Here is a 21,279-nt window from a genome sequence, read left to right on the forward strand (position 1 = left end):
CCGATATTTGGTGACAGACCGCTACCGCCGACGTCCCCGGCCCGGCACGACGTCGGCGGCGCCGGTCATGACCAGCCTCAGCCGCGCACCCGGGTGGACGGCAGGAACGGCCGCAGCAGGTTCTCCTCGGTCGACGGACCCATCTGCCATTCGGCGATCCACGGTCCGGTGCCCTCGCTCGGATCCAGCACACCGCCCTCCAACCACTGGTACCGGCCGTCGAGGACATTGCGGGTGAGCGCGCGATCGTCATCGTCGGTGTTCTCCCACAGCGCGTCGAACAGCGCGCGCACCCGGATCCGGGACTGCCTGCAGAAGGCGTCGGCGAGTTCCTCGGCGGCCGCGGCCTCGGCGGCACCCGCGGCGCGCAACGCCTGCGCGCGCACGCAGGACGCCGCCATCGCGAAGAGTTCGGCGCCGATATCGACGATGCGGCCGAGGAAGCCCTGCCGGTACTCCAATCCGGCCTGCCAGCGCGCCATTCCGTACACCAGCGCTCGAGCCTGCTTGCGCGAGCTGCGCTCGACGAAGCGCAAATGCCTTGCCAGCGAGCCGAATTCGGAATACGGGCCGGGCACCGTGCCCGCGCCGACGGTCAACTGCGGGAACCATTTCGCATAGAAGCCACCCGCACCGACCGCCGCCTTGGCCTTGTCCTTGAACTCGGCATTACGGTCGACCAGCGCGCCCGCCGCCGACATGTGCGCATCGGCCATTTCGCGGGCGATCAGCAGTCGCATGATCTCGCTGGAACCCTCGAAGATGCGATTGATCCGCAGATCGCGCACCAATTGTTCCGCGGCGACCGCACGTTCGCCGCGGGCCCGCAGCGAGGCTGCGGTCTCATAGCCGCGGCCGCCGCGGATCTGCACCAGCTCATCGGCGATCCGGCTGCTCATCTCGGAGGCCCACAGTTTCGCCAGCGCCGCCTCGATGCGGATGTCGTTGCGCGCCTCATCGCACATGGTCGCCGAAAGATCAAGGGCCGCTTCGAGTGCGTAGGTGGTCGCGGCGATGAAGGAGATCTTCTCGCCGACCGCGCCGTGCTCGCCGACCGGCCGACCCCATTGCACGCGTTGCGAACTCCACTCCCTGGCGATCTTCAGCGACCACTTGGCGGCGGCGGTGCACAGCGCCGGAATGGCGAGCCTGCCCGCGTTCAGGGTGGTGAGCGCGATCTTGAGGCCGTCGCCCTCGCGACCGATCAGGTTGCCCTTCGGGACGCGCACGTCGTACATCCTGGTGACGCCGTTCTCGATACCGCGCAGCCCCATGAACGAATTCCGGCGCTCCACCGTGATTCCCGGCGTATCCGCCTCGACGACGAAGGCGGAGATGCCGCCGCGATGGCCCTCGCTCTTCGGCACCCTGGCCATCACGACGAGCAGTTCCGCGACAACGCCATTGGTGGTCCACAGCTTCACACCGTTGAGCAGATATGCCTCGCCGTCCTCGGTAGGCGTTGCGGTGCTTGCCATTCGGGCCGGATCGGAGCCGACGTCGGGTTCGGTGAGCAGGAAGGCGCTCACCGCGCCCGCCGCGCACCGGGGCAGGAATTCGGCCTTCTGCTCCGGGGTGCCCGCCAGCTTCAGCGGTTCCGGGACGCCGATGGACTGGTGCGCGGAAAGCAGTACGCCGAGGCTCGGATGCGCCGAGCCGACCAGCATCAGCGAGCGGTTGTAGCCGACCTGGGAAAGTCCCTGTCCCCCATATTCTTTCGGAATCTTCAGGCCGAAGCAGCCGAGTTCGGCCAGCCCCTTGACGTACTCCGCCGGTATGCGCCCCTCCGCCTCGATCACACTGGCGTCGATGGTTTCGCAGAACGGACGCAGTTTGGCCAGGTAGGCCTCGGTGCGCGCGGCGTCCTCCGCATCGGGTTGCGGATACGGATGGATCAGGTCGAGCCGGAACCGTCCGAGGAACATCTCCTTGGCGAAAGATGGTTTGGCCCAGCTGGTTTCGCGAGATTCCTCGACTAGTGCCCGGGCCTGTTCTTCGGTGGCGTCGACTTTCGCGCTGGTCGCCATGATGTCCTCCTCGGAGGTGATCAGAATCACATTCGAGTGTAGGAAGTTTTGTTACCCGTCGGTAGGCCCGCAGGTCGACGGATTTCTATCAATCTCTAATGATCTTGATAGACCGGCGAATTCGCGGCTACGAAACGCTGCGCAGATATCGTCCGAAGTGTGGAACCGTGAAACCGATGGTGCCGCGCTCGGCCGAATAGATCAGACCCTTCTTGATCAGGCCGTCCCTGGCAGGCGACAGCGATGCGGGCTTGCGGCCGAGTTCGCTGGCCACCGCCGAGGTGGCCACCGGGCCGTCATCACCGGACAAATCGGCCATGGCGCGCATATATTCTCGCTCGGCGGGCGTAGCCCGCTCATAGCGGGAGCCGAAGAAACCGACCGCCAGTTCCTCCTCCGCCGCGGGCGCGGCCACCTCGACATCCTGTGCGGTGATCGGGCTTTCAGGCGCCTGGTCCCAGGCCGCCTTGCCGTAGGCCTGCACGAAGTACGGGTAGCCATCGGCCTTGCGGTACAGCGCGTCCAGCGCCGCGTCGGTGAATTTCACCTCCTCGCGCTGTGCCGGGGCGATCAGCGCCTGATCCGCGGATTCGCGGTCCAGCCGATCGATGCGGTGGTAGCTGAACAGGCGTTCCGAATAACTCTTGGAGGCCGAGAGCACCGCGGGCAGATGCGGCAGGCCGGCGCCGACCACGATCAAAGGCGCTGCGTCCTGGCTCAATTCGTGACAGGCGCCGCAGATCGCGGAGATATCCGCCGGACCCAGATCCTGCATCTCGTCGATGAAGATGGCGATGCCGACCCCGATATCGCTGGCCAGACCCGCGGCCTCCTTCAGCAGCTCGATCAGGTCGATCTCGATATCCCCCGAATCGGCGCGACCGGTGACCGCGGGGACGTCGATACCCGGTTGCCAGCGTTCGCGCATGCCCTTGTCCGCGGTGGCGCGCAACGCGAAAGCCTTGAGTATGCCGAGGAAATCGTCGACCCGCTCGGAATTGCGGTGCGCGGTCGCGATGGCCCGTGCGGCCATATGCAGCGCCGAGGACAGCGGGCGGCGCAACTCCTGATCCGGCCTGGCCTCGATCTTGCCGGTGCCCCAGCCGCGCGAAATGGCCGCGGAGCGAAGTTGGTTGAGCAGCACCGTTTTTCCGACACCGCGCAAACCGGTGAGCATGACGCTGCGTTCCGGGCGGCCGCGGGCGATGCGCTCCAGGACGACATCGAAGGCGTTGAGTTGCTTGTCGCGCCCGGCGAGTTCGGGCGGGCGCTGTCCGGCTCCGGGAGCATACGGATTCCGCACGGGGTCCATGCCCTAACACCGTAGCGCGTCGGTCGAGCCATTTATGGGGCGATCTACGGCGTGTTCTAGATGACCTTAGGTTCCTGTCGCGGAATGTTGTATTCACACTATTGCCGTCGGCGTATAACTCTCTACGCTGGTTGCGGTTTCGCGTTGTGTCCGGTTCAGGAACGGAGCGGCATGTCCGACGACTTCACCCCAAGCACCTCCGCCGAAGTGGTGGAATCCTGGAACGTTCCGGCCGGAGCGACGGTCGCGGGTCGGATCCGGTCCAACATCCTGGTCGCCATCGAGCAGGGCTTCGACGATCCACAGTTGGTCGCCGATCTCGCGGTCGGCCCGCTGGTGATGGCGCTCGGCCAGCTCGAGGTCGGGCTGGCCGACGCACGGCGGCGCATCGCCGAATTGGAGAAGGCGCTCGCCGACCGCAACCGGCGGGGTAACGGTGCGGAATAGACCAAATCGCCCAAATCGGTGTAACGGCCGCCGTTCTCGGTTGGATAACGGTAACGAGACCGCGTCGTTACCCACCGGCGTGTCGCGGGCCCACAGCCCATGTACTGCAGGTTTGCCCCGCCTGTTGAAGCCCCGCTTAATGCCCGACGCTGTGCGCTGGACAACATCGCTGCGGCATCGTAATCTTCTCGTGACTTAGTGGAGGGCAGCCGCCTCATAAGTGAGACGACGCCACTGGGTCACCGCTTAAACGGCAGCTCGGACAACACATTCCGGCTGTCGTACCGGGAACCTCGGTTTGTCCAAGGTGTGTTTCGTGCGGCCTTTTTCAGGTCACCGAACGCTCCGGTCGGCGGGTGAGCAGCAAGATCGGAGATGCAGCTCGGTGGGTAAGCACAGCTTGCAACGGGAATCTCGGGTTCCGAATTCCGTGAAGGGCGCCCTTGTTATGGGTGCAGCGGCCGTGACGACGGGAGCCTTCCCCGCGATTCCGGCCTTGGCCGCGACCATCAACGTGCCCGGCATGGGCAGCTTCGACGTTCCGGTGCCACCGGAATTCGAGCAGCAGGTCAAGCAGCTCAACGACACGCTCAACTCGCCGCCGCCCGCCCTTCCGCAGCAGATGCAGATCCCGGGCGCCCAGGGTTTCGATGCCATTCCGAACCCGTGGGACAACTCTCCCGGCCATGTCGCGCTGGACGCCGCCAAGACCAAGGTCGGCGCCATGTACTCCTGGGGTGCCGCGGGCCCCTACAACTTCGACTGCTCCGGCCTCGTCCAGTGGGCGTACCGCCAGGCGGGCGTCGAACTACCCCGCACCAGCTTCGAACAGTCGCATGTCGGCAGGCCGATCGCCTTCGAGGACCTGCAGCCCGGCGATATCGTCGTCACCAACGGCGGCGGACACGTCGGCATCTACGCCGGTGATGGCAAGCTGCTCAACGCCGTTCAGTCCGGTGAGCCCGTAACCTACACCTCGCTGCACCCCAACCAGGTCGTCACCGCGCGTCGTATCGTATAGCGGGTGACCGCTTCCGAACTCAGCCAGGCCCGCGTGGACTCCTGGATCTGGGCGGTTCGGTTGTTCAAGACCAGATCCGCTGCGGCGGAGGCCTGTCGAGGCGGACACGTGCGCGTCAACGGTTCGACAGCGAAGCCCGCGCAGCCGGTCAAACCCGGTGACGAGGTTCGGATCCGGGCCGGAGGTATCGAGCGGATCGTTATCGTTTCGCGGGTTATCACCAAGCGGGTCGGCGCTCCCATCGCCGCGCAATGTTTGATCGACCGCAGCCCCGCTCCGCCGCCGAAGGAGATCCTCGCGGCGATGCCGCGCCGGGATCGGGGATCTGGGCGGCCGACCAAACGCGAACGGCGCGAGACGGATCGGTTGTTGGGGCGCGGGGCGGAGTAGAACTGGCCCGGCGCAACCGTGAAAGGCCCGCTGTGGCCTCTTAATTGGCTCTGGGTCCGTAGGTATCGCGTTTGTGCATCGGCAATTAGCCTCTCGCGCAAGCTGTTGCGTGTGCGGGAATCTGAAAGCTATGCGGGAACAGGGCATTCGGGTGGCGAGGACAGCGGCTGACCTAGGGGCTGGCGGTGGGGGTTGGTGTTCGCTTCGCGGCGAGCCAACTGGCAGCCGTGGCGGCGGTCGCAATGGTGCAGAGGGCGCCGAGCATGAGGGCGGCGGCTTCACCGGGGACCAGCACGTGTAGTTGGGTGCCGACCGTGACGGCGGCGACCGGGACGCCGATTTGGGCGGCGGCCAGTGCGCCGAAGCCGACGGGCTGGCCGAGCAGGCGCGGGACCAGGTGCACGAGTACGGCGCCGATGCCGAGGGCGAGCCCGAGCAGGATGAGGCGCGGGTGAGTGCCGAAGTCGCGCAGGTTCAGGCGGGCGCCGAGCCAGACGAAGAAGAGCGGACCCAGGAAGCCGTCGTTGATGGCGAACAGCTGTTTGGCCACCCGGCGCGGTTCGCCGACCGCCGCCACCGCGAGCCCGGCGGTGAAGCCCGCCAACATGATCGACACATGGGTCTGGGTGGCCACGGCGCACAGCGTGAACAGGATGGCGAGACTGCCGCGCAATTCGAGCGCGAAGGCCCGGTCCTCGGAGACCTTGTGGATCCGGCGCCGAGTACCCGAACCCTCCAGCCAGCGCAGCAGGAAGTACAGCACCACCGCACAGCCCGCCACCGCGAGCGCCCCCAGCGCGGCGCGCCCGGCATTGCCGGGATCGATCACCAGCGGCAGCGCCACCACGCACGCGGTATCCGCGATGGCCACCTGCGCCGTCAAGGCCAGCACCGGTTTACCTTGCAGCCCAACGGAATCGATGATCGGCAGGACCAGTGCCGCCGAGGACGACGCCATCAGCACCGCGTAGATCGCGCCGTGCCCGGTGCCGAACCATTCGGCTACCCCGAATCCGGCCGCAGTGGCCAGCAAGCCGACCAGCACCGCGCGCAGCGCACCGGAGTCGAGCGCCGAGCGCACCGCCGGATCCCGCACCGGCACATGGGTTCCGGCGACGAACATGACGACGGCGAAGCCCATATCGGCCAGGAAGGTGAAAATCGGATCGGCGTAGTGCAGCACCCCGAATCCGGTGGTGCCGAAGATGATTCCGACCACCAGCTCGCCGAGGATCACCGGGATGTGCCACGCCTTGCGCAGCGCCAGAATCGGCCCGAACAGACCGAGCGCCACCACGAGCGCGAGGGTGGAGAATGTCACGGGCGGGCCGCGATCTTCGCGGGGATGGCGATGTTCTCATCGGCCCAGTGGATGGCGCACACCCGGTGGTAGCCGTCGGCGATCACCATCGGCACACCCTTGCGAAAATCGCCGCGCACCAACAGGATCGGTGACAGCGATTTACCGGCATTGATCTTTATCAGGTCATTGCGGACATACGGATTCTCGGGCGAGAGCAGTTCCAGATCCGCGGCCCGCAGTATGTCCTTGGCCTTCTTGTGCACGATGGGCGCCTTGCGCAGGTCCTCGATCACCGCCCCAACGGTGTCCGGATCCGCGAGCAACGCCAAATAGTCGGCGGCCGCAGGATAATCGTGCTCCTCCGGCTCGTCCTTCCATTTCACGGGAATATTCGCACTGGCCATCGAACAATAATGGCGCTCACCACCCCAGTTCACGAGTAGATCCGCACGCGTTTCGGGGCGTAGGTTTGTGACACTGGTCCGGTGCGATATGACGGTCCTCCGGAAGGCTATCTGGCCGAGGTGTGGTTTCCGTCCGGGACCGAATACAAGGTGGCCAGACGTGGCACCACGATTTTGTGCAAAGACCGGTTCGACAACCTGATCGACCCGGTACCGGAGGAGGCTTTGCAGACCCGGGAGTATCCGGCCTGGGCGCTGATCCGGTATCCGGCCGAGTTCAGACAGGCGCTGTCGGTCGACACCGAGATACTGACGATAGCCATGGGATTGAGCGAATGTTCGGCAGCTGCCTTCGCTCAGCTCGCGGATCGGTTACCACCGGCATCATCGGCCGGTATTCCTGGAGTTCGTCGGACGGTTGCTGACCGGGTGGGGCGAAGCCGAGCAGGCGATCCTACTCGACATGGCCCGGAATACCGGAGCCGAAGAAGGGGCCGCACCGGGGGCCGAATAGCCTCTGTGGGCACCGCAACTCGCTGTCCACGGGAAATCTCGTGGCCGCTGACAGCTGTTGTGCAGCCCTCGCCTGATGGCGCTATCGGCGACGTCGTCCGTAGCCTGAGCACGGCCGGAGGTACGCCTATCCCGCGGCATTCGCGCCGCCGGATTCGATCGATAGCAGCGCCGGTTTACTGCGCGCCGGTGCGCCGTCTGTGTCGTCGGCGAGGTCCGAATCCGGCTCACCATCAAGAAGTTTCGACAGCCGGCGGGTGAGCGGGGTTGTGTCGGTGGTTGGTTGGTAGTCCAGGGCAAGCAGGTATGGGCCCGGATAGCGGAGCAGTTGGGTGAGCAGTTCGGTGCCGCGTTGGGGGTCGAAGGGGCGGGTGGCCGCTCGTTGGGGGTGGGGGGCGTCACCGGTCGGGTGCGGGGATTCCCATGTGCCCCAACCGATGCTGCGCACCGGACGGTTCGGGTATGCGAGGGTGAGCGCGTCCAGTGCGGCGCTCGCGGCCGCGTAGGCAGCCTGTCCGGGAGCGCCGATGGCGCCGGCCGCCGAGGAGTGCAGCAGCGCGAAATCGATGGGATCGCGTGCGGTGAGCTCGATCAAATTGCGTGCGGCCGTGAGCGTGGGCGCGCACACCCGGGTCAGTTGGTCGGCGGTGATGGCCTCGAAGGGCGCGCTCGCCGGCGCGCCGACCGCGTGGACGACGCCGCGGACGGTGGAGCCGCATTCGCGAATATCGTTGAGCGCGTTGCACAGATCGTCGCGATCGGCGGCATCGCACCGAACGACGACGAGCCGGTCCTCCAAATCCTCGAGCGGTTCGGGCAGCGGGCGCGGTGTGCGGGTCAGCACGACGACGTCGCGTGCGCCCGCGTCGAGCAGCCAGCGCACGGTGAGCGCGCCGAGCGCACCCAATCCGCCGATGACCACGTAGGTTCCGTGCGGATCGATCGCGACGGGCCCGATGGACTGCGGCCGCGCCCTGGTGAAGCGGCGAATGTGCGCGGTGCCCTCGGCCAGCCGCAACTCGTCGAAATGTCGTGCCGCCGAGACACTGTCGGCGATCGATCGCAGGCTGTCGTGATGACCGTCGGTCCACACCAGTTGAATCGGGCGATCCGATTCCAGTTGCAGCGCGCGCACCAGCCCGGCGAGCGCACCGGGCACCGGCATCGCCCGCGTGCGCTGCGCCAGCGCCTCCATCGGCAGCACGACCGTCAAAGATGCTGGGGCATCGGTGGATTGCAGATATTGCAGCAGCTCCAGCACCCGGGTGAGCGCGGTGACGGTGCGGCGGTTCGTATCGTCGTCGCGCGCGTCGTCGGACCGCTGCGGCCACACGATGACCACCGCGATCCCGGAGGAAATGCCGCGCCCGGACAGTACCGAGGCGACGGCCGCGCTCGCGGCATCCGGATCGCGCGCCACCCGCTCGGTCGGCACTCGGCGCTCGAGTTCCCGGGCCAGCCGGATGGCGGCATGCGATTCGCCGATGACGACGGCCCGCTCCGGCACCGCGGCGGGCCCGGTGCCGGACGCGCGCAGCGGAACCCAAACATCTTGGTACAGTGGCACTTCCGAGACCAGAGCCGGTGTCAGATACGGGTCGACCGCCCGATCGGTCCTGGCGAACCGCAGATGCACACCGGTGAGCGCGACCGCGGGCGCACCGTGCTGATCGGTGCCGATGACATCGCCGATCACCCCATCGGGTGTGCGTTCCCGGACAAAGGCGTGCGCATCAAGCAGCACCCGGTCGGATTCACCGGAGACCCAACCGGATTCGATCGCGATGGGCAGCGGCACCGCCTCGGCGGGCAGTTCATCGGACGCCGCGGCGGCGAGCAGCTGCAGGCAGCCGTCCAATGTCGCCGTGCGATGCAGCGGTGCCGCCTCGAAAATGCCCAGGGCGCTGGCTGTTCCGCTGGCACCGTCGCGTTCGGCCGCGATGGCGCGCAGCGGGCGCAAGCGCGGCCCGTACGCCAGGCCGCGCATGCGCAGCGTGTCATAGAAAAGGCCTGGTGAAATCGGCCGCATGCGGTGATGCCGGGCCCGATTACCATCGACCGACCGCATCCATGCGACGATATCGGCGGGCGTTGGCCCACCGGCGGGCCGGGACGATGCCAGCGCCCCGCCGCCGGTGGCCTCCGCCCGCATACTTCCATCGCCGTTGCGGCGGTAGGTGACAGCGGGCAGTTCGGCCAGATCTATTCGCTCATGGACCACGAAATCGGTTACCGCCGTTGGGCTCACCCACCCGGGCGCCTCCTGCCAACCCTGGGTGCGGGTCAGCTCGAGCAGCCGGTGCAACCAGTACGCGGCCGGTACGGTCGGCATGCCGAGCACCATGTGGTCGGCGAGATCCTCGGTGGGCGTGCGGGTTTCGGTCGGCTCCTGGGCCGAGCCGGTGAGCAGCGGGAATTTGCGTTCGGTCCAATTGCGTAGTGGCGGTGCGCCGGTGAACGGTCCCTGCGCCGCCCATTCCACCGGCCGCCCATCGGTATGCAGCCGGGCCAGGCAGGTGAGATATGCGGCGGCCTCGTCCTCGCGGCCGCAGGCCGCGTATGCCGCGTCGCGCAGTTCCGGGTATTCGCGTACCGCCCCGGTGAGCACCGGATGCGGCGAGATCTCCACGACTGTCGAGAAACCATCCGCGGCAACACATTCCAGGGCCGCGGCGAGTTCGACCGTGCCGGTGGCGCTTTCGGCCCAGTACGCGGCGTCCATGGTGGTGACCGAACTGCCGTCGCGGGCGGTGGAATAGATGGTGGTGTGCGGGGTGCGCGGCGCCAATCCGGCCAGTGCGCCCAGCAATTCCGGGACCAGCGGCGCGACCTGCGGGCTATGTGCCGCGAAAGCGACGGCGATGCGCTGCGCGAAGATATTGCGCCGCTCGGCCCGGCGCACGAGCGTGTCGATATAGCGCGGGGTGCCGGAGACCACCACCGAGCGCGGGCCGTTCACCGCGGCGATCCCGATCTCCGTTCGCATCGGCTCCACCAGCGTGGCGACCTCGTCCGGGGGCGCGTCCAGCAGCGCCATCGCGCCGCGACCATCCAACTGGGACAGTATCCGGCTGCGCCACACCACGACCCGCGCCGCATCCGGCAGCGTCAACGCGCCGCCGACCACGGCCGCCGCCACCTCGCCGAGGCTGTGCCCGATCACCGCACCCGGCCGGACACCCCATGCCGCGAGTAACGCCGCCATCGCGACCTGAAAGGCGAATATCGCCGGCTGCACGAGTTCGGTCGCCGCGCTTCCGGTTTCGCCGAGCGCCGCTCGCCCGAGGGTGAATCCGTTGCGCGGCGTCCAGATTCGCGGCCCGCCCGCCGCGGCGACGGCATCCACCGCCTCGGTCAGCGCCCGCGCGAATACCGGATACCGGGCCGCCAGCGCCCGCCCCATCTTCGCGTGCTGCCCGCCCTGCCCGGAGAACAGGAACACCACCCCGCCCGTCCGGGTAACCGTCGCAGGGCCGACCACCCCGGCATCGGAACCACCCTGTGCCAACACCCGCAGTCGCTCAACCGCATCCGCCCTATCCCTGGCGATCACCGCCGCCCGCGCCGTCTCCGGAATCAGCCGCGCAACCGCCGCGACGGCAGCGCGCAATTGGCCGGTATTGCGCAGTGATTCACCCTCGGCCCAGCCGGTTCCCGTAGCTCGATCGTCGGCCGCACCCGGCGACGTGCCCACCTCGGCGGAATGGGTCGCGGTCAGGTCCACGTCATCGAAACCCCGGCCCTCAATCGCCGCAGCCGTATTCGATGGGCGGCTGGGCGGGGCTGCGCTTCGGCTCGCCGCTCGCACTTCGTCGGTAGGCATCTGCTGCCGCGCGCCGAACGATTCGACAGGGTCGGCCGCCGTTGGACACGCGTCATCGGGATTCGAATTCACAACTGCCGCAGACAGATTCGATACGACAGGCGAACCTGCCGCATTGCGGCGTGCCGTTCGATCATCGATAGCAGGCGCGCTTTGTCGTGAGCCGAGGGATGCGGTGGCGTATGCCGATCCGCCGCTGTCCCGGTCGGAAACTGGTGCGGCCGTGTTCGCATTCCGATTTCGTGCCGCGCGGTGGGCGGAATCGAGGCGCGCAGACCCCGGCTCGTCCGGGCGCTCGCGGACGCGGGACCCCGAGGCGACGTCGTGTGTCCCGATATCGGACTCGGACTGAGATGCGTTGCCGCCGAGCGAGAAATAGTCGGCGAGGTGGTCGGCCTGGGCACGCAGTGCGGCGATATCGCGGCCGGTGACCGGGATCAGGTACGGCGGTTCGTCGCCGCGGGTGTACGGCGGGGCGGCGATGCCGCGCAGCACCGCATGGGCATTGGTGCCGCCGAGGCCGAATGAGCTGACACCGGCGAACCGTTCCGGCAGCGGGGTCCCGCGCCAGTCGACGGGTTCGGTTGGGACGCGAAGCCCGTGTTCGGCGAGTCGGAGCGCCGGATTCTCGCTGTGCAGGTTGATCGTTGGCACGATGGTCCCGTGCCGGATCGAGAGGGCGGCCTTGATCAGGCCGGTGATGCCCGCGGCCGCCTCGAGATGGCCGAGATTCGATTTCACCGAGCCGATCCATACCGGTGCGGTGTGCGGGCCGAGCGCCGCGGCGAGCGCGGCCACCTCGACCGTGTCACCCAATTGGGTGCCGGTGCCGTGACATTCGATATAGCCCGCGGCGCCTGGATCGAGTCCGGCTCGGTCCCAGGCGGTTCGGATGACCTGCCGCTGCGCCGACCCGTTCGGCGCGGTCAACACCTCGGTTCTGCCGTCGGAACCCACCGCGGTACCGGCGATTTCGGCATAGATCCGGTCACCGTCACGCAGCGCGTCGGCGGTGCGGCGCAGCACGACCACCGCGCAGCCCTCGGCCCTGGCGTACCCGTCGGCGTCCGCGTCGAAGGGTTTGACCCGCCCGTCCGGCGCCAGGAAACCGCTCTCCGCAAGGTAATTCGCGGTATGCGGCAGCAGCGCGAGGTTGACGCCGCCGACGATCGCGAACGGCACGGCCGGATCGTCGAGCAGCCGCACCGCAAGGTCGATCGCCGCCAGTGCGGACGAACAGGCGCTGTCCACAACGAAACTCGGACCGTGCAGGTCCAATACATAAGAGACCCGGTTCGCGATGATGCTCAGCGCCGATCCGGTGATCGCGTACGGCGCGTCGTACCCGCCGCCGCCGAGTAGCGCGCTACCGTGCTCGTAACCACCGGCCCCGAACACCACTGCCGCACCGGAACCCCTTGTCCGATAGCCGATTCCCGAATCGTCGAGCGCCTCGACCGAGACCGCCAGCGCGAGCCGCTGCTGCGGATCCATCGTCGCGGCCGCGCGCGCCGAGATGGCGAACCAGTCGCTGTCGAACCATTCGATATCGCGCAGGTATCCGCCGGGCCCTGCCCCGAGCCGGCCGGGGGGTGGGTCGGTGATGGCGTCCTGGCCCGTGCGCAGCAGTCGCCAGAACTCGTCGACTCCGCTCGCTCCCGGCAGCCGGCAACCGATTCCGATGATCGATACCGGGGGGCCGGACGCGCTGGGCGCGTTCATCGCGATCGGCGGTCGGCCGGATCGGCGTTGTCCGGGGGGTTGTATAGGACGGTGAACACCACGCGACCGATGGGCAGCGCGCTGCCACGGCTCGCGGTGCCGTAACGAGAAAAACCTTGTCCGCCCGGAAGTCCGGTCCGCATCGCGCCACCCTCCCTACCCGCTTCCGGGCAGTTGTTGCCGCCGTGCACGGTACTCCCGCGATTATGCCGGAGATCGGGGGCCGGACAACCCGGTCTTTCGCGGGTCCGCCCTGCCCTTCCGCTGCCCGTCGCCGATCGCCTACGGTGACTGCGTGCCCGACTCAGCCACCGGAAACGCCCGCGCACAGCGCACTCCGACCTTGTCAACGGTCTTGCGCTGCTGCGCCGCCGTCGCGGCGACACCGGCCCGCCTGGTCCGCCCCCGCCCCGCCGATACCGAACTGCTCGCCCGGTTGGTCACGCGGCCCGCACCCACCGCCGCCAACACTGTCCGGTTGACGGTGCTGGCGCAGGCCACCATGTCCGCGCCCACCACGATCGTCGCGGAGGGCGCGCGCAGCCTGCGGGAAATCCGGATGACCATGTCCGCCTTCCTGATCGAGCATCCGCGGGCGCGTTTCCTGGTGGATCCGGCGCTGTGTTCGGGTGTGCACCGGCGGGTGCTGCCGGAGCTGCCGTTCCCGATTCCGTTGCTCGTCGCGCCGAATCAGCCGGTGCTCGGTCTGTCCGATGCGCTGGCCGCGCGCGATATCCCGGCCGATTCCATCGATTTCGTAATACCGACCCACCTGCACTGGGATCATGTCTCCGGTTTGCTGGAGCTGCCGTCGTCGGTCTCGATCCGGCTGCCCGCGGTCGAATACGCATGGGCGATGGGCGGTCCGCACGCGCCGATCGGCGTCGCCCGGGGCCCGCTGCGCGCCCGCACCTTCGACACCTTCGAACTCGACGGGCCGCCGGTGTTGACCTTTGCGCGCAGCATGGATCTGTTCGGCGACGGTTCGGTCGTGCTCGTCGATCTCGCGGGCCACACCCCCGGCAGCATCGGGGTGCTGCTCGCCGTCGACGACGGCAGCCGGGTGCTGCTCGCCGGCGACGCGGTGTGGAACAAGCTGCAGGTGGAGCTGATTCGGGAGAAGGCGCCGATGCCGGGCAACCTGTTCGATGCCGACCGGGACGCCACCTTCGAGACCATTCACCGCCTGCACGCCCTTCCCGACGGTATCGAGCTGATCGCGGGTCACGACCACGCGGCGGTCACCGCCCGCGCCGCCGAGAAGTGACCGAAAACCCACTCGTGCTACCGGCCGATTACGGCTAGGGTCGAAAACATTGATCGCGTATAGGGTTCCGCGTGCGGGCCGTCGGTGCGAGCACCAATCGCACTCAGCCGCAACATAATCAGGTCCGCGCGGACTGGACCGAGCTACGCCGAGGCCGTGGCGGCCGACATCTGACGGGATAAAAGCCTGGAGGACTCCATCAACGTGCCCGGAAACGGGCCGAGCGAGAGAGTCCGCCATGAACGCAGCGAACCTGTCAACGTCCGGAATTCCGGCCGAGGTCCTACTCGCCGCCCTGGTCGCGGCGCTACTGCATGCGAGCTGGAATGCCATCGCGCACTGGATTCCGGATAAGACGGCGTCGCTGACGCTGGTTACGCTGGGTTGCACGCTCTGCGCAATTCCGTTGGTATGTCTCGCGATTGGACCGGATCCACGCAGCTGGCCGTATCTGGCGGCCTCGGCGGCATTGCATATCGCGTATAACTGCCTGCTGATGCTGTCCTACCGGTTCGGCGATCTGAGTCAGACCTACCCGCTGGCCCGTGGCACCTCGCCGCTGGTGGTCACCCTGCTCGCCGCACTTGCGCTGGGTGAGATTCCCAGCGCCGGGCAGCTCGCCGGGGTCCTGCTGATCTCGATCGGCCTTGCCTGCCTGGTGTTCTGGGGTCATCGCACACATCCGAGCAGGCCCGCGGCCATCGGCGCCGCCTTCGCGACGGGACTGGTGATCGCCGCGTACACGACGGTGGACGGTATCGGAGTTCGCTTGGCGCACAGCACACTTGGTTACATCGCCTGGTTGACGCTGCTGGGCCAGGCCGTCCTGCCGATCGCCGCATTCGCCGTGCGCGGCCGTGCCCTGGTGACCGCGCTGCGCCCGGTCTGGCGAATCGGCCTGACCGGCGGCGTACTCAGCGTGCTCGCCTACGGGCTGATCCTCTGGGCGCAGACCCGCGGCGCCCTCGCGGATATCGCCGCCATGCGCGAATCCAGCATCATCGTCGGCGCGGTGTTGGGTGCGGTCCTGTTCAAGGAGGGTTTCGGCATGGCGCGGATCCTGGCGACCTGCGCCGTCACCGCGGGCATCGCCGTCATATATCTGGCCTGAGTCAGGCGAGAACCACCTTTTCGGCGAGCCGGGCGGTGATGAGCTCCTCCGCCTCGCCGACCATGCGGGTGATGAGTTCGGCGCAGGTCGGGATGTCGTGAATCAGTCCCTGGCACAGGCCCGCCGACCAGATGCCCGCGTCGAGATCGCCGTCCTCGAAGACACGGCGGCCGCGGGCGCCGGAGACGAGGTCCCGGACATCGTCGAAAGTGCCTCCGGCCTTTTCGATTTCGACAACCTTGCGGCTTATCGCGTTATCGGCGACGCGGGCCGTGTTGTGCATGGTGCGGAAGATCAGCTGGGTATCGCGCTCGGAGTTGGCGACGATCTGCTCCTTCACCCGCTGCGCGATCGACGACTCCTGGGTGCACAGGAAGCGGGTGCCCATATTGACGCCGTCGGCGCCGAGCGCCAGCGCGGCGACCAGTCCCCTGGCGTCGGCGATACCGCCGGAGGCGATCATCGGAATATCCAAAACCCTTGCGGCGGCGGGGATCAGCACCAGACCGGGAATATCGTCCTCGCCGGGGTGGCCCGCGCATTCGAAGCCATCGATGCTCACGCCATCGACGCCGATCCGCTGCGCCTTCAGCGCGTGCCGGACGCTGGTGCACTTGTGCAGCACCTTGATTCCGGCATCGCGGTAGTACGGCAGGAACGGTTCCGGATTGCTGCCCGCGGTCTCGACGATCGGCACGCCGCTCTCGATGATCGCCCGCACGTACTCCTGGTACGGCGGCGGGTTGATCGACGGCAGGATGGTGACGTTCACACCGAACGGCTTGTCGGTGAGCTCCCGGGTGCGCGCGATCTCCCGGCGCAGGTCGTCGGGGGTCGGCTGGGTGAGCGCGGTGATGAAGCCGAGGCCGCCCGCATTGGCGACGGCCGCGACCAGTTCGGCTCGCCCGACCCACATCATGCCGCCTTGGACGATCGGGTGTTCCACCCCGAAGGTCTCGGTGAACCTGGTCCGCAGCATGGCGCTCTCCTGTCGTTTCGCGGCGTCCGCCGATCCCCGCATACCGGGCGACGCGCCCGGACCTTCCCCGATCGTGCGGTGCGATACTGCTTGCTGTCAACTCATAAGTGAGTCGTCATTCGCATCTAAGTCGGCGATACGATGCCGCTGGTGCCGTGTGCCCGGTGGTAAAATGGCAGCTAGAAGTGGTTGCTTCACAGCGGTGGACAGCGCCGAACGATTAACGCTCGTTTCCCTTGATGTGTAAATAAGTTACTTGCTAATCTGCTCGCAGTTCAGCCCGTCGGCGCAGCAGCACCCGCCCGGCCGACGGCCCGAGAGGAGTCAGTGGATGACCACTCCCACCCAGGCGTTCGACGAGCCGATCCGGTCGCGGCGCAACCACTGGAACAACCAGATCGCCACCCACGCGGTCATGCGCCCCGACGCGGTGGCGGTGCGGTTTCGCGGCGTCGACACCACCTGGCGGCAGCTGCACGAGCGGTCACTGCGGTTCGCCGACGCGCTCGCCCGCCGCGGTGTCGGCTTCGGCGATCGGGTGCTGATCCTCGCGCTGAACTATCCGGAATATCTGGAGGCCGTCTTCGGTATCAACGCGCTCGGCGCGATCGCGGTCCCGGTGAATTTCCGGCTCACCCCGCCCGAGGTCGCCTACATCGTCGGCGACAGCGGCGCCAAGGCGATCGTCACCGATACGCTGCTGCAACCGCTGGCGACGGCGATGACGGCCCAGTTCGCCGAGCTGAAAACCTGTTTCGTCATCGGCGGCCGAACGGGCGACGGTGTGGTCGGCTTCGAGGACGCGCTGGCCGAGCCGGGGGAACCCCATGTGCCCCTTGATATTCCGGAAGACACACCGGCGCTGGTCATGTACACATCGGGCACCACCGGCAGCCCGAAGGGCGCCGTGCTCTCCTACGCCAATCTGAATTCCCAAGCGCTGACCTGTATCCGGGCGATGCAGATGGATCAGGAGACCATCGGCTTCTGCTCGTCGCCGCTGTTCCACATCGCCGGACTCGGCAGCCTGGCCCCGGCTTTCCTGTTGGGCGCCAAGACCGTTCTGCATCCGCTCGGCGCCTTCGACGCGGGCGAATATCTCGACGCGGTGGAGGTGGAGGGGGCGACCTCCGCATTCTGCGTTCCGGCGCAATGGCAGCTCATCTGTGACCACCCGACCGTCAAACAGCGCAAACTCGCACTGCGCGTGCTCGGTTGGGGTGCGGCGCCCGCATCGGAGACGGTGCTGCGCGCGATGGCGGACTGCTTCCCGGACGCGGTGAGCGTCGCGGTATTCGGCCAGACCGAGATGTCGCCGATCACCTGCGTGCTGGAGGGCCGGGACGCGCTGCGCAAACTGGGCTCGGTCGGCAAACCGATCCCGACCATCCAGGCCCGCATCGTCGACGACGAGATGAACGATGTCGCGCCCGGCGAGGTCGGCGAGATCGTCTACCGCGGACCGACTCTCATGCAGGGCTACTGGAACAAGCCGGAGGCGACGGCCGAGGCGTTCGCCGGCGGCTGGTTCCACTCCGGCGATCTGGTGCGCCAGGACCCGGAGGGCTTCATCTGGGTGGTGGACCGCAAGAAGGACATGATCATCTCCGGCGGCGAGAACATCTACTGCGCCGAGGTGGAGAACGCGCTGTTCGCGCATCCGAAGATCCGGGAGGCGGCGGTGATCGGGCGGGCGCACGAGAAGTGGGGTGAGGTGCCGGTCGCCGTTGTCGCACTTAACGATTCGAGCGATGAGCTGACACTCGCCGAACTGGAGCCGTTCCTCAACGAGAATCTGGCCCGCTACAAACATCCGAAGGCCTTGGTGCTGGTGCCGGAGCTGCCGCGCAACGCGAGCGGCAAGGTGGTGAAATCCCAACTGCGGGAAGTGGGCTCGGCTTGACAGCGATGCGCGGCTGCTATCTTCGGGCGCATGGCAGTCCCACGAATTCGCGCGGCGGTGCTCGCGTTGCACTGGCAGGTGAATGTGATCAAGCCGGAGGGCTTCTTCGGGCCGATCTTCGGTGCGCCGGTGGCGAAGAGCGGGGTGGTCCCGCGTGCGGTCGCGTTCCATCGGGCCGCTCTGGATCGTTCGGTACCGGTGCTGTTCACCAGGTTCACCATTCCGGTCGGCGAGGGCGAACTGGTGCGCAATACCGGATTCATGCGGTCGGTGGGTGCGGCGCAGACCGAGCTGCGCCCGGATTCTCCTGGCAGTCAGTTGATTCCGGAGATGAGCGACCAGGCGACCGAGGTGTTCGACAATCAGAAGCTCTCCGGGCTGGCCGGTAACCGAGCCGCGGCCTGGCTCACCGAGCGCGGTATCGACACCCTGTTCGTCACCGGTGTCGCCACCAATGTCACCGTCGAGCAAACCGCGAGGCACGCAACGGATCTCGGGTTCACCGTATATCCGGTGTCGGACTGTGCCGCCGCGATGACCGAGGAGATGCACACCGCGTCGCTGGCCAGCCTGGAGCTGGTCACGAACGGCTGCCGCACCGCCGCGGAGGCGCTCGAACTGCTCGACGCACGCTGATCACACGCGCTCAGATGGCCAGCGGCGACGGCACTTTCGGTGCGTGCGCCGGTGGCCGGTAGTCGCGCCACGCGTCGGCGAGCCGCTCGGCCGCCCGGCTCAGCATCTCCGGCGGGTGCATGAAATGCAGGCGGATGTGATCGGTGTATTCGTCACCGGGATCCAGCCCGCTGCCCGGTAGCACCGAAACGCCGTGGCGCAGCGCGATTTGGGTGAACGAGGTGCCGTCGCCGCGCGGCAGGCGCACCCACAGCGTCTGCCCGCCGGTGACCGGCGGCACCGGCCATTCGGGCAGCAGCCTGCCCAGTTCCGCGCGCAAATGGTCGTGCCGCTGCTGGCGCTCGACAGCAGTGCGCCGCAACACCTTTCCCATCAGCGGCAGCAATTCGGCCGCGGCCAGCTGGGCGGGCAGGTTGCCGCCGAGGTCGTGCACCGCGCGCAGCCGGGCCATCCGGCCGACAACGGCGGCATCCGCCCTGATCCAGCCGATGCGAAGGCCGCCCCAGATGGTTTTACTCAGCGAACCCGTGGTTATGCCGTTGTCCATATGCGCGGCCAGCGGCAACGGCGTCTCGACGCCGGGGAAGCCGAGTTCGGCGAGCACCTCGTCGTCGATGAGCGGAATAGCGTGCGCGACAGCCGTTTCCGCGAGCCGGGCGCGTTCCAGCGCGGTCAGCACCGCGCCGGTCGGATTGTGGAAGGTCGGGATGACGTACGCCAGCGCCGGACGGAGCTCGCGCACCGCCGTCGCGAACCCGGCCAGCCCGGGCGGCAGGCCGCGCAGCACGGTCGCCGCCTCCCGGAACACCTCCAGCGCACCGGGATGGGTCGGCGCCTCGACCAGCACCCGGTCCCCTGGCCGGGAAAACGCCCGGGCCAGCAGCGAAAGCGCCTGCTGCCCACCGGTTGTCACCAGGATTTGGGCCGGTTCGGTCGGCACGCCGCGCTCGGCGAAACGGCCGGCGATGGCACGGCGCAGCGCCGGATGACCGGCCGGGTGATAACCCATGTCATCGGTGGTCCGGCCGAGCACGGGCAGGATCGTGGCGTACGCCTCGATCAGTTCCGGCGGCGGCGTATCGGGCGCCGCACAGGCCAGCGAGACGACACCGGCCCGCGGCTCCAGCAGATCGAGGAACATCGGTTCGGCGGTGGTGTCGGGACCGCTCGCGGTGGCCGGTCCCGCGACCCGGGTGCCGCTGCCCTGCCGCCGGACGATCCGGCCCTCGCCGTGTAGCAGGTCGTACGCGGCCACCACGGTGCTGCGCCCCACCGCGAGCGCGCTCGCGAACACCCGATCCGGCGGCAGCCGGGTACCCGGCGGCAGTTCGCCGTCGTCGATGAGCTGGCGCAGCCGCGCGGCGAGCAGCACATAGAGCGGTCCGCGGCCTGCCGACCAGCGGCCGAGTCGTTCGGTCACCTTGATTGGATCCATGAGCAAACCAATTCTGCCGAATTGGCGCTGGATCGGCACGCCGGGCCGCCGGACGATGGCGCTATGACGACAGCACGAAGCACCGAACCGGTTTCGATCCCCGAGGTCATCGCGGGCCTGCCGGGGCCCTTTCAGCAGCGGGAGCTGGCGGTGGTCAACGAATCGGTGGTCCGCGTCGCCCAACTGCACGGCGAGTTCCCGTGGCACCATCACGACGAGGACGAGCTGTTCCTGTGCTGGGATGGTTCGTTCCGGATCGAACTCGAGGGGCGCGAGCCGGTAATCCTGCGGGCCGGCGAAATCTTCGTGGTGCCCAAGGGCGTTCGGCACCGCCCGGTGGCCGATGACCCGGCGCACGTCCTGCTGATCGAGCGGCCCGACACCCTGCAGTACGGAAACTGATTCCCGCGCGGCGTCTTTCGGCTCAGGCGACCTCGGCGATGAGCCCCGGCCCCACCAACTGGACGAAGCGCTCATATGCCTGGTCCGCGGTGATCGGCGGATCGGCTTCGGCGATCGCGCCGAGCAGACCGACCACACCCCATGCCAAAAACGTGATGGTGCTTGCCAATTCGGCCTCATCCAGGCCGAGCCGGCCGGTGAGCTGTTCGGTGAGGATTTCCGCGACCATGCGCTGGGTCGCGCGCAGCAGTACGCCACTGCTCTTGCGGCCCAACAGCGCTCGATATACCTCGGGATGTTCGGCGGCCAGCCGGAACAGCGTCGCGATCGGCGCGAGCGGTTCCGCGCTCGCCCGCTCCGACCTGGCCGCCGCCACCGCGGCGCGCAGATATTCGGTGCTGCTCACCAGCAGCAGATCATCCTTGTCCCGGAAGTGCGCGTAGAACGTCGATCGTCCGACATCGGCGCGAGCGAGTATGTCGCGCACGGTGATTCGGTCGTAGCCGCGTTCCAGCATCAGCTCTATCAGGGCGCGATGCAGCACGCTTCTGGTCCGGTGGACACGGCGGTCCATGGTCCTCCCC

Annotated in this window: 16 protein-coding genes; 8 read left to right on the forward strand and 8 right to left on the reverse strand. The window is 67.8% G+C overall.

Annotation, left to right across the window (positions count from 1 at the left end; genetic code table 11):
- Positions 1-77: 77 nt before the first annotated feature.
- Together LGY53_RS06805 and LGY53_RS06810 are read right to left on the reverse strand one after the other, a co-directional pair.
- On the reverse strand, positions 78-2,027 hold the full coding sequence (locus LGY53_RS06805) for an acyl-CoA dehydrogenase family protein (protein WP_225725784.1): 1,950 nt from the start codon (positions 2,025-2,027) through the stop codon (positions 78-80).
- A gap of 127 nt (positions 2,028-2,154) precedes the next feature.
- The gene (locus LGY53_RS06810) at positions 2,155-3,339 is read right to left on the reverse strand and encodes an AAA family ATPase (RefSeq protein ID WP_225725785.1); all 1,185 of its coding nucleotides are present in this window, start codon (positions 3,337-3,339) and stop codon (positions 2,155-2,157) included.
- A gap of 171 nt (positions 3,340-3,510) precedes the next feature.
- On the opposite strand from LGY53_RS06810, the gene LGY53_RS06815 reads away from it, so the two are divergent.
- The 3 genes from LGY53_RS06815 to LGY53_RS06825 all read left to right on the forward strand — a co-directional run bounded on the left by LGY53_RS06815 (position 3,511) and on the right by LGY53_RS06825 (position 5,197).
- Entirely contained in the window at positions 3,511-3,786 is a 276-nt protein-coding gene (locus LGY53_RS06815) for a hypothetical protein (RefSeq protein WP_225725786.1), read from the forward strand.
- A gap of 448 nt (positions 3,787-4,234) precedes the next feature.
- Complete coding sequence (locus LGY53_RS06820; RefSeq protein WP_225725787.1) at positions 4,235-4,807, forward strand: C40 family peptidase; 573 nt, start codon at positions 4,235-4,237, stop codon at positions 4,805-4,807.
- Between the two features lie 3 nt (positions 4,808-4,810).
- Positions 4,811-5,197 carry an RNA-binding S4 domain-containing protein gene (locus LGY53_RS06825; protein WP_225725788.1) on the forward strand — a complete coding sequence of 129 codons (387 nt, stop codon included), beginning with the start codon at positions 4,811-4,813 and terminating at the stop codon, positions 5,195-5,197.
- 172 nt (positions 5,198-5,369) lie between these two features.
- Here LGY53_RS06825 and LGY53_RS06830 read toward each other — a convergent pair whose 3' ends face one another.
- The 3 genes from LGY53_RS06830 to LGY53_RS06840 all read right to left on the reverse strand — a co-directional run bounded on the left by LGY53_RS06830 (position 5,370) and on the right by LGY53_RS06840 (position 12,962).
- On the reverse strand, positions 5,370-6,518 hold the full coding sequence (locus tag LGY53_RS06830) for a cation:proton antiporter (RefSeq protein WP_225725789.1): 1,149 nt from the start codon (positions 6,516-6,518) through the stop codon (positions 5,370-5,372).
- Positions 6,515-6,904, reverse strand: a complete 390-nt coding sequence (locus LGY53_RS06835; RefSeq protein WP_225725790.1) for a hypothetical protein — start codon at positions 6,902-6,904, stop codon at positions 6,515-6,517. The genes LGY53_RS06830 and LGY53_RS06835 overlap by 4 nt, the downstream gene beginning before the upstream one ends.
- A 640-nt stretch (positions 6,905-7,544) precedes the next feature.
- On the reverse strand, positions 7,545-12,962 hold the full coding sequence (locus LGY53_RS06840; RefSeq protein ID WP_225725791.1) for a type I polyketide synthase: 5,418 nt from the start codon (positions 12,960-12,962) through the stop codon (positions 7,545-7,547).
- A 295-nt stretch (positions 12,963-13,257) separates the two neighbouring features.
- Here LGY53_RS06840 and LGY53_RS06845 point away from each other — a divergent pair, with 295 nt between their 5' ends.
- Positions 13,258-14,229, forward strand: a complete 972-nt coding sequence (locus LGY53_RS06845; protein WP_225725792.1) for an MBL fold metallo-hydrolase — start codon at positions 13,258-13,260, stop codon at positions 14,227-14,229.
- A 238-nt stretch (positions 14,230-14,467) separates the two neighbouring features.
- A complete protein-coding gene (locus LGY53_RS06850) occupies positions 14,468-15,340 on the forward strand; it encodes a DMT family transporter (RefSeq protein WP_225725793.1) in 873 nt (290 codons plus the stop codon).
- 1 nt (position 15,341) lies between these two features.
- Here LGY53_RS06850 and LGY53_RS06855 read toward each other — a convergent pair whose 3' ends face one another.
- A complete protein-coding gene (locus LGY53_RS06855) occupies positions 15,342-16,319 on the reverse strand; it encodes a nitronate monooxygenase family protein (RefSeq protein ID WP_225725794.1) in 978 nt (325 codons plus the stop codon).
- Positions 16,320-16,650: 331 nt separating this feature from the next.
- Here LGY53_RS06855 and fadD5 point away from each other — a divergent pair, with 331 nt between their 5' ends.
- Positions 16,651-18,222 (forward strand): fatty-acid--CoA ligase FadD5, encoded by a 1,572-nt coding sequence (fadD5, locus tag LGY53_RS06860; RefSeq protein WP_225725795.1) that lies wholly within the window; start codon positions 16,651-16,653, stop codon positions 18,220-18,222.
- A 30-nt stretch (positions 18,223-18,252) separates the two neighbouring features.
- The gene (locus tag LGY53_RS06865; RefSeq protein ID WP_225725796.1) at positions 18,253-18,858 is read left to right on the forward strand and encodes a cysteine hydrolase; all 606 of its coding nucleotides are present in this window, start codon (positions 18,253-18,255) and stop codon (positions 18,856-18,858) included.
- A 10-nt stretch (positions 18,859-18,868) separates the two neighbouring features.
- Here LGY53_RS06865 and LGY53_RS06870 read toward each other — a convergent pair whose 3' ends face one another.
- Complete coding sequence (locus LGY53_RS06870) at positions 18,869-20,293, reverse strand: PLP-dependent aminotransferase family protein (RefSeq protein ID WP_225725797.1); 1,425 nt, start codon at positions 20,291-20,293, stop codon at positions 18,869-18,871.
- Between the two features lie 63 nt (positions 20,294-20,356).
- On the opposite strand from LGY53_RS06870, the gene LGY53_RS06875 reads away from it, so the two are divergent.
- A complete protein-coding gene (locus LGY53_RS06875; RefSeq protein WP_225725798.1) occupies positions 20,357-20,695 on the forward strand; it encodes a cupin domain-containing protein in 339 nt (112 codons plus the stop codon).
- Positions 20,696-20,717: 22 nt separating this feature from the next.
- Here the strand turns inward: LGY53_RS06875 and LGY53_RS06880 are convergent, their stop codons facing one another.
- The gene (locus tag LGY53_RS06880; RefSeq protein WP_167478791.1) at positions 20,718-21,269 is read right to left on the reverse strand and encodes a TetR/AcrR family transcriptional regulator; all 552 of its coding nucleotides are present in this window, start codon (positions 21,267-21,269) and stop codon (positions 20,718-20,720) included.
- Positions 21,270-21,279 lie beyond the last annotated feature (10 nt).

The organism is Nocardia sp. JCM 34519.1, assembly GCF_020361265.1.
GTDB classification, from domain to species: domain Bacteria; phylum Actinomycetota; class Actinomycetes; order Mycobacteriales; family Mycobacteriaceae; genus Nocardia; species Nocardia arthritidis_A.

Bases quoted from the DNA above. Each gene is read 5' to 3' on its own strand.
- LGY53_RS06855 (WP_225725794.1), bottom strand. From the start codon at position 16,319: ATGCTGCGGACCAGGTTCACCGAGACCTTCGGGGTGGAACACCCGATC.
- LGY53_RS06820 (WP_225725787.1), top strand. From the start codon at position 4,235: ATGGGTGCAGCGGCCGTGACGACGGGAGCCTTCCCCGCGATTCCGGCC.
- LGY53_RS06875 (WP_225725798.1), top strand. From the start codon at position 20,357: ATGACGACAGCACGAAGCACCGAACCGGTTTCGATCCCCGAGGTCATC.
- LGY53_RS06840 (WP_225725791.1), bottom strand. From the start codon at position 12,962: ATGAACGCGCCCAGCGCGTCCGGCCCCCCGGTATCGATCATCGGAATC.
- LGY53_RS06810 (WP_225725785.1), bottom strand. From the start codon at position 3,339: ATGGACCCCGTGCGGAATCCGTATGCTCCCGGAGCCGGACAGCGCCCG.
- LGY53_RS06835 (WP_225725790.1), bottom strand. From the start codon at position 6,904: ATGGCCAGTGCGAATATTCCCGTGAAATGGAAGGACGAGCCGGAGGAG.
- fadD5 (WP_225725795.1), top strand. From the start codon at position 16,651: ATGACCACTCCCACCCAGGCGTTCGACGAGCCGATCCGGTCGCGGCGC.
- LGY53_RS06805 (WP_225725784.1), bottom strand. From the start codon at position 2,027: ATGGCGACCAGCGCGAAAGTCGACGCCACCGAAGAACAGGCCCGGGCA.
- LGY53_RS06870 (WP_225725797.1), bottom strand. From the start codon at position 20,293: ATGGATCCAATCAAGGTGACCGAACGACTCGGCCGCTGGTCGGCAGGC.
- LGY53_RS06865 (WP_225725796.1), top strand. From the start codon at position 18,253: ATGGCAGTCCCACGAATTCGCGCGGCGGTGCTCGCGTTGCACTGGCAG.
- LGY53_RS06815 (WP_225725786.1), top strand. From the start codon at position 3,511: ATGTCCGACGACTTCACCCCAAGCACCTCCGCCGAAGTGGTGGAATCC.
- LGY53_RS06880 (WP_167478791.1), bottom strand. From the start codon at position 21,269: ATGGACCGCCGTGTCCACCGGACCAGAAGCGTGCTGCATCGCGCCCTG.
- LGY53_RS06850 (WP_225725793.1), top strand. From the start codon at position 14,468: ATGAACGCAGCGAACCTGTCAACGTCCGGAATTCCGGCCGAGGTCCTA.